The sequence below is a fragment of the Bifidobacterium sp. MSK.13.1 genome (assembly GCF_019131435.1).
Taxonomy (GTDB): Bacteria; Actinomycetota; Actinomycetes; order Actinomycetales; family Bifidobacteriaceae; genus Bifidobacterium; species Bifidobacterium pseudocatenulatum.
The window spans coordinates 83,594-90,208 of record NZ_JAHOMM010000010.1; the positions used below are offsets into that span (position 1 = coordinate 83,594).

General features: G+C 51.4%; 4 protein-coding genes, 1 rRNA gene and 1 pseudogene. 4 read left to right on the plus strand and 2 right to left on the minus strand.

Going from position 1 to position 6,615, the window contains the following annotated elements; genetic code table 11:
• Positions 1–83 precede the first annotated feature (83 nt).
• The 3 genes and pseudogenes from KSY55_RS08610 to KSY55_RS08620 all read left to right on the plus strand — a co-directional run bounded on the left by KSY55_RS08610 (position 84) and on the right by KSY55_RS08620 (position 3,854).
• The gene (locus tag KSY55_RS08610; RefSeq protein WP_065447138.1) at positions 84–1,838 is read left to right on the plus strand and encodes a UvrD-helicase domain-containing protein; all 1,755 of its coding nucleotides are present in this window, start codon (positions 84–86) and stop codon (positions 1,836–1,838) included.
• Between the two features lie 146 nt (positions 1,839–1,984).
• A pseudogene (locus tag KSY55_RS08615) lies at positions 1,985–2,932 on the plus strand (DUF3427 domain-containing protein).
• Positions 2,933–3,431: 499 nt separating this feature from the next.
• Positions 3,432–3,854: a hypothetical protein gene (locus KSY55_RS08620; RefSeq protein WP_033524377.1), complete on the plus strand. Its 423-nt coding sequence runs from the start codon at positions 3,432–3,434 to the stop codon at positions 3,852–3,854.
• 163 nt (positions 3,855–4,017) lie between these two features.
• Here the strand turns inward: KSY55_RS08620 and KSY55_RS08625 are convergent, their stop codons facing one another.
• Positions 4,018–4,449 (minus strand): PH domain-containing protein, encoded by a 432-nt coding sequence (locus tag KSY55_RS08625; RefSeq protein ID WP_004220939.1) that lies wholly within the window; start codon positions 4,447–4,449, stop codon positions 4,018–4,020.
• Positions 4,450–4,782: 333 nt separating this feature from the next.
• Here KSY55_RS08625 and KSY55_RS08630 point away from each other — a divergent pair, with 333 nt between their 5' ends.
• Positions 4,783–6,090, plus strand: a complete 1,308-nt coding sequence (locus KSY55_RS08630; RefSeq protein WP_217749687.1) for a DUF6880 family protein — start codon at positions 4,783–4,785, stop codon at positions 6,088–6,090.
• A 156-nt stretch (positions 6,091–6,246) separates the two neighbouring features.
• Here KSY55_RS08630 and rrf read toward each other — a convergent pair.
• Positions 6,247–6,364: ribosomal RNA gene (gene rrf / locus KSY55_RS08635) — 5S ribosomal RNA — on the minus strand.
• Positions 6,365–6,615 lie beyond the last annotated feature (251 nt).

The window sequence follows — 6,615 nt, forward strand, 5'->3', positions numbered from 1 at the left end:
AAACCACAGCTCGCAATACTTCTGTCACAACGAATCGTTCGCGAGCGCAATCTCATGCCAATTCACAACCGGCTCAGAAGCTTATGCCGCAACCGTTGCTTCCCGCCGATCAGATTGCGCGGGCGCGAAATATCATCGGCAAAATCGAAAAGCATGATTTGAACGACGAGCAGATCAGCGCCATCGCCGGAGCTGGTCACAATACGCTGGTGCTTGCAGGTGCGGGAACCGGCAAAACCACTACCATCGTCGGCTATATCGCATGGCTGCTGAACACAGGAACCGCCACTCCCGAAGAGATTCTGGTGCTATCGTTCACCAAAGCTTCCGCCGACGAAATGTCGAGCCGCATCACGCAAAGCACCGGCAAAGTCATTCGCGCATGCACATTCCATAGTCTCGGACTGGAAATCTGCCGTTCCTCCACCATTGCCAATCGTCCAATTATTGACGGGCACACGTCAAACAATGTGGTGCGTAACGCATTTGAATACCTGCTTGAACACAATGTTTCCTATCGTCTTCTGGCATTTAAACTCATGTCGCAACAATTGCTCGATAAATATTCCGCAGCTGCACGACTTGAGAATTTTCAGTTACCAACAGACGATTATGCATTCAATCAATATCGTCAGAATCTTATCGATACCACACAAACCATTATCCAGCATATGCGGTCAAACAATATTGACACTACTGGAATGCAAGCTCTTAACGAACGTTATGGCGGTAAAAACATCGGTCGTAATCGTGAGATGCTGCAGCTTATAGAACCGCTTTATCACGCCTATGTGCAGAATTTCGCAACCAATAATGGCATTGATTTTCCGGGAATGATCGTTGATGCCATCAGTTGCGTCAATAATGGCTCGTACCGTCATCCATATAAATATGTGCTGATTGACGAATATCAGGACATGTCACGACCGCGTTATGAGCTAATCCGTGCGCTTCGCTTGCAACATGATTTCTCACTATTCTGCGTTGGCGACGATTGGCAGTCGATTTATCGTTTTGCAGGCAGCGACCTTCATCTCATTCTCGATTTCGACCGAATTTGGCACGCCTGGGGTCCGACCCGCATGTTCCAGATCACCACCACACGGCGCTTCCGTCAAAGCCTTATTGACGCAAGCGGAGCATTCGTGATGCGCGATACCAATCTGTATGTCAAACATCTCAATAATCCCAGCGATAAGAAGGATTATTCGTTGAAAGCACTTGGCGGGCATACTGAGGAAGAACGATTCAATGTGATCGTCGAGCAATTGCGCAAACTACCGAAAACCGCGTCCGTACTACTGCTGGGCCGGTATCGCAGTGACATCAATCTCATGATTCGTTGCGATCAAAGCGGTCTGTTCTCCATCGACCAAAGCACTGGAAATATTCGTTTTCTCGAAAAACCGGATATGGATATTCGTTTCATGACCGCTCATGCGTCCAAAGGATTGCAACGCGACTTCGTATTTCTGCTCTGCTGTTCCGGCGGATTGAAAGGCTTTCCAAGCACGATTCCCGAAGAGCCGCTGCTTGGTCTGCTACTGCCGGAAGTGGAGCGATGCCCGCATGCGGAGGAACGGCGACTGTTTTACGTGGCGATGACCCGATGCAAGAAGAAACTGTTCTTCATCGTGGATCAGACCCGTCCGTCGCGATTCATGTATGAACTGCATAGCAAGATCTGCCCGAACATTTTCCGAGGAGTCAAGCTTCCTCCGCAATGCCCGAATTGCGGCGAAGCCCTAAGCTTGCGGCACAATCGCAACGATCCGAACCGCTCATTCTACGGGTGCACCGGCTTCCCAAACTGCCGCTACACCCAACAAGCAAAATAAGCGTGGCATACGTGATGTGAAAGTTTAACGATTATCTGTCGTTCGTGGTCTCTCGTGAGAAGAGTCTGTCGCGCGGCAAGCATGCGTCGGCTTCGTATGTGGAGCAGCTTGAACCGGTGTCAAACGCGCAGTCTGGTGTGCTGAAAATGTTGACTGCGACTCAGTTGCGTGGTTTGCGCCCGCATGAGTCGCTGATTCTTGCGGTGTTGTGCGATTTGGATTGGCGTCGCATCAATCCGGATTGTTCCGACGATGATGCGTCACTGTTTGAACGTTTTTCCACACAGCACAGCTTGAGTTTGTTTGATTTGCAAACATTATTGTCTACGCTGTTTCCGTATGTCGATAATAATATTCAGCAGTGCGGTTCTGCTTTTTCCACGTTGAATTATTCGTATTTCACAAGTGCGAATCGCACTCGTTTCGACAATACTTCTTTGGTTTGTATGTGCGACAATGAATCGTATGCATTGACCCAGGAATGCGAGTCAATGCTGCATCACGCAACATTCCGAACGTTCTTTACAGATACCATCGAAGCCAGCTTGTTCAATGCGCTTGCACTGTCAAGGGAAGCTCGCAAGCGTCGCATCATGCCTGATCATGGGTTCATATATGGCGAGAAATATAGTCTTGCCGATGTCATGCGATTGTGCGCGTGGAAGGATGAGCAGATTCCGCAGAATGTGGGCGGATATAAGCTTGACACCTACACGAATTCTTTGCCGATCTTCATTAAATATGAGGCAAGCCAGTATGGCGATCGTTTCTTGAATCCTGGAGAAATTGAATGGTTCAGCAAAAACAATCGTTCTTTGCAATCTCCGGAATTCAAATAGCTGCTTGATGGAACCGAGCATACGTCGGAATGGAAAAACCGTCATTTTGTTCCCATTTTTATTCGACGTAAGGCCGAGGAAAAGGAGAAATCCTACTATTATGTCGGTTCGGCAGTAGCTGTAGACGATGCGCATGAGTCAGTGAATATCGCAGATGACGAAACCCAATCAAAGGTCGTGATTTCCACACTGAAACTCGCGAAACCGGTTGACCCCGAACTCTACCGTCACCCCACCGGCAACCCAGCATTCTAGTTCCAGAAAATTGCTGACGTGGCGAAAAGTCATTGTTGAACCGACGGCCGCCACGCCTCAGACATGGAAAATGTCACCTCATCCGCAAAAAGTGACACAGTGCATCGTCGATGATCGCTCAAGCCTTTTCAAACCACCTTTTCACACGTGCAATCCACCCTACAATCATATGCAGATGTTCGTTTGAACAGAAAAGTAACATGTTTTTGCAGAACAAAAAGAACACGCTCAATGTTACTTTTTACAATGTCATTTTCAAGACCTGCAATCATTGCAACATCAACGATTCCCAGCATCATCAATTGCAAAAACAGTATTTTCCGCGGTATCACAGCTAAAAAAGCGTGCTATCGTTAGTCACGGATACAGCAAGCATCCATCAACAACATGAACCAGACTTCAAGAAATGATGTTCGTTTGCTTATCTAAACGAACATTAAAACGAACACTACTAATGTTCATGACATTATGCGAACACATCGCAGGAAAGGAATTCATCATGGCAGATGAAAAGACCGTCATCAACGTGGATCTGAACATGTTCGGCCAGGACGCGGACGCCAAGACCGCCGCAGCCAACGAGGTTGCCAAGAGCCTCGGCATCAGCGACGAAGCCCTCGCTCAGGTGGAGGAATTCAAGGCAGCCCTCACCGCGCATAACGCTTGGGACCTGCCGTTCATGGGCTACGTGAACGAAGACGGTTACGGCTACGCCTATGTGCCGGACGCAGCCATCACCATGAACCCGTATTGGGATGCGCACAAGGAATTCATGAACCTGCCGGAAGACGTGCAGACCGCTTTCGCCATCCGTATGCTGTTCACCCACCGCCCTGTCGACCGCTACGGCGCCGACATGTTCCTGCACTACCACCGCGGCTTCCAGGTCAACTTCGTCGGCAGCGGCGCCAACAAGTACTGACCGCCCCAGAGGACGTTGTATGAGCGCCCCATAGGACATATAACGATTCCCATACCGCCGCGGCGGTACTCTCCAGAAAAAGAAAGGCGCTTGGCTCGAGCCAGAAAAACCAGCTCAAGTCAAGCGCCTTTCGTATGCGCTGAAACGAAACTACCGCGCGTCTCTACAAATCGCCCATATCAGGCGCATCGAATCCCATGCCAGGTCCTTCCGGCCCCGGACCGCCCGGACCTCCGAGGAATTCGCGCGCTGACATGCCATTTTCCTTACGGGATGAGTCCACGGCCTCCTGCATCACCCGGCGAACCTCAAAACCATGCACCACGTTCTTCAGTACCACAACACCGTTGCCGGAAGACTGGTCGCGCGTATCAAGTACCAGCGTGCTCAAACCGAACAGGCGCTGCAGGAACGTGCGCTCCACACTAATATCCACGATGCGGAATAGTTTGATGAGATTGAATTTCTCGTTAAGGATGCCGGTTTTGATGCTCATTTCCTGATCAGTGAGCATGTACACGGTGAACGTGAACGGCGTACGACACCAATTACGCTTGCGCTGACGCCACAGAACATTACCGCTTGCAACCTTCATATCATTCCCTTTTCCTTCGATGGAAAGCCGCCCTGTTGCGGCAACACTGCCATTCTACCGGGCGCCGCCGTACGGCCATGCCGCTCATTCCAAATCATGTTTCACACATCGTTTCACACAGTATTTCGGCATAATCTTTTCGCTCAATCAAAAAGAAATGCAACAGCATTCAAGCGACTATTCAAAATCATCGGCTTTTCGCCGTGAAAAGAGCAAAAAACATGCGCGACAACGGCAGCATGATATAGGCTGAATAAGGATATGTCTTGTTCCACGAAGCACCCGTCGTCAACGCGGCACATGCAATCCATGTTTTTAAAGGAAAGGCATGCAATGAGCAACGAACACGGTAGGATCAACCGTCTGCAGGAAGTCGAGGATCTCACCGAGTACATCAACAATGGATGGCTGCATTCCGGCGAATCCGACGGCCCGACGTTCCTATGGAACCACATGATCCGCGAGGCCAGTCAGGAAGATGCCGAAAACCGCAATAATGTGCCCGTAGCACAGCTTTCCGACGCGGACATGGTAATCAGTATGCCCATGCAATGGTATTTCGATTCCATCGCCGCCATGGTGCCCACAGCCGAACGCACCGATACCGGCGTGGAGATTCCAAGAATCGACATGCCAACGTTCCATCTTGATTCGCAGGCGCTTTCCGGCGTGGACGCGGTGGTCGGCAATGCCATCGTAAGCACACGTTGGCTGAATGCTGTCGGCAATCTCGCCAAGGCAGTGGAAATGACCGCGCGATTCGTTGGCAACGTCGCAGATCGAGACAATGAGGGCTTCGACTATTTGAAAGACCTGATTCAGACCGTGCGCGTGTACATGGACGCCGTGGCCTGCAATGCCGATCCCATGACCGGCGAACAGGCGCTGAATATCATCACGCAAGTGGCCTGCAATGAGGATTTCCGTCTTAACGCCATGCAGATGGTTGAACTGCTTTCGTGCGGCCTGTCGTTCGCGCAATGGGACGATACGCGCATGTTCGCTTACGATGCGTTGAATAAGGGCATTGCCACGATGAGTGATTTCGCCACGTCTGCTTCGACGTTGGCAAACTCGGCAGATGATTCCGACAGCCGCGACATGCAAACTGATTCGCAGTCTGTTGCGCAAGTGAAAACCGATTTGAGTTTGTTTGAAGACGCTGATTCCTTATCCGCAGAAGATTTGAATAATCTCGCGATGCTTGATCCTGCTTTGCTTTCAGAAAAGGAGATTGCGCAGGCCGCGCAGAATCAGTTCGATCATGCCGTACAGTTTTTGCGACATGACTTGCTGCGGATTAGTGGTGACATTGATGAGGCTGATCGTTTCCTGCGTGACAATCATACTTCCGAACCGCTCGCCGATGCGTATGCGGCACGTCTGATTGCTGCCGAACGTTGGCAGGATCTGCTCGATTTTGTCGATCTGGTGTTGCGGGACAAACCTAATCAGGTCACGATGATGTTCCCCGAAGAAGTGGTGCCCTACGAGTGGGAGACGATTCGCGAGGCCGCTTTGGAAGCGCTGGGACGCAGCGACGAACTGGTTGCCATGTATCAGGAACGCTTGGATGATACGTATGATCCCAATACCGCGCTCAATCATCTGAAACTCCACGCCTGGTTGAATCAGCAGTAGTCCCGATTCCTCCACTCACTGGAACAATCCTCCCGCCCACGGGCCTTCCGGCGTCCGTTTCCCTCCACCGAATGGAGGAAGACACCCGTGCGCGGAAATAAAAAAAGGACCTTCCGGGAACCCCGATGGGGCTCGACCAGAAGGTCCATAAGTTGAATGCGGCGGCGTGCTACTCTCCCACACCCTCTCGAGTGCAGTACCATCGCCGCGACCAGGCCTTAGCTTCCGGGTTCGGAAAGGGACCGGGCGTCTCACCTGGGCCATGACCACCGCAAAACCAATACAACGGCCAACCCCGACGGGCCGGCCGGCAGAACCGGAACCATGCCACGATTCCGATCGTGGCGGTCCGGGAACCGGACAACGGACGCGAACAAAAACGCTTCACCGGTATCGTCATCGTGACCACAAGAAACAATGCTCCTTGCCATCCAACGAAAGAAACCACCACAGGACGAGACCCGACCCAGCAAGCGGGTCGGAAAGTGTGCCGCGTTCGCCCGTTAGTACCGGTCGGCTCCACCC

Coding starts and splice junctions, on each gene's coding strand:
- KSY55_RS08610 (WP_065447138.1), top strand. CDS start 84: ATGCCGCAACCGTTGCTTCCCGCCGATCAGATTGCGCGGGCGCGAAAT.
- KSY55_RS08620 (WP_033524377.1), top strand. CDS start 3,432: ATGGCAGATGAAAAGACCGTCATCAACGTGGATCTGAACATGTTCGGC.
- KSY55_RS08625 (WP_004220939.1), bottom strand. CDS start 4,449: ATGAAGGTTGCAAGCGGTAATGTTCTGTGGCGTCAGCGCAAGCGTAAT.
- KSY55_RS08630 (WP_217749687.1), top strand. CDS start 4,783: ATGAGCAACGAACACGGTAGGATCAACCGTCTGCAGGAAGTCGAGGAT.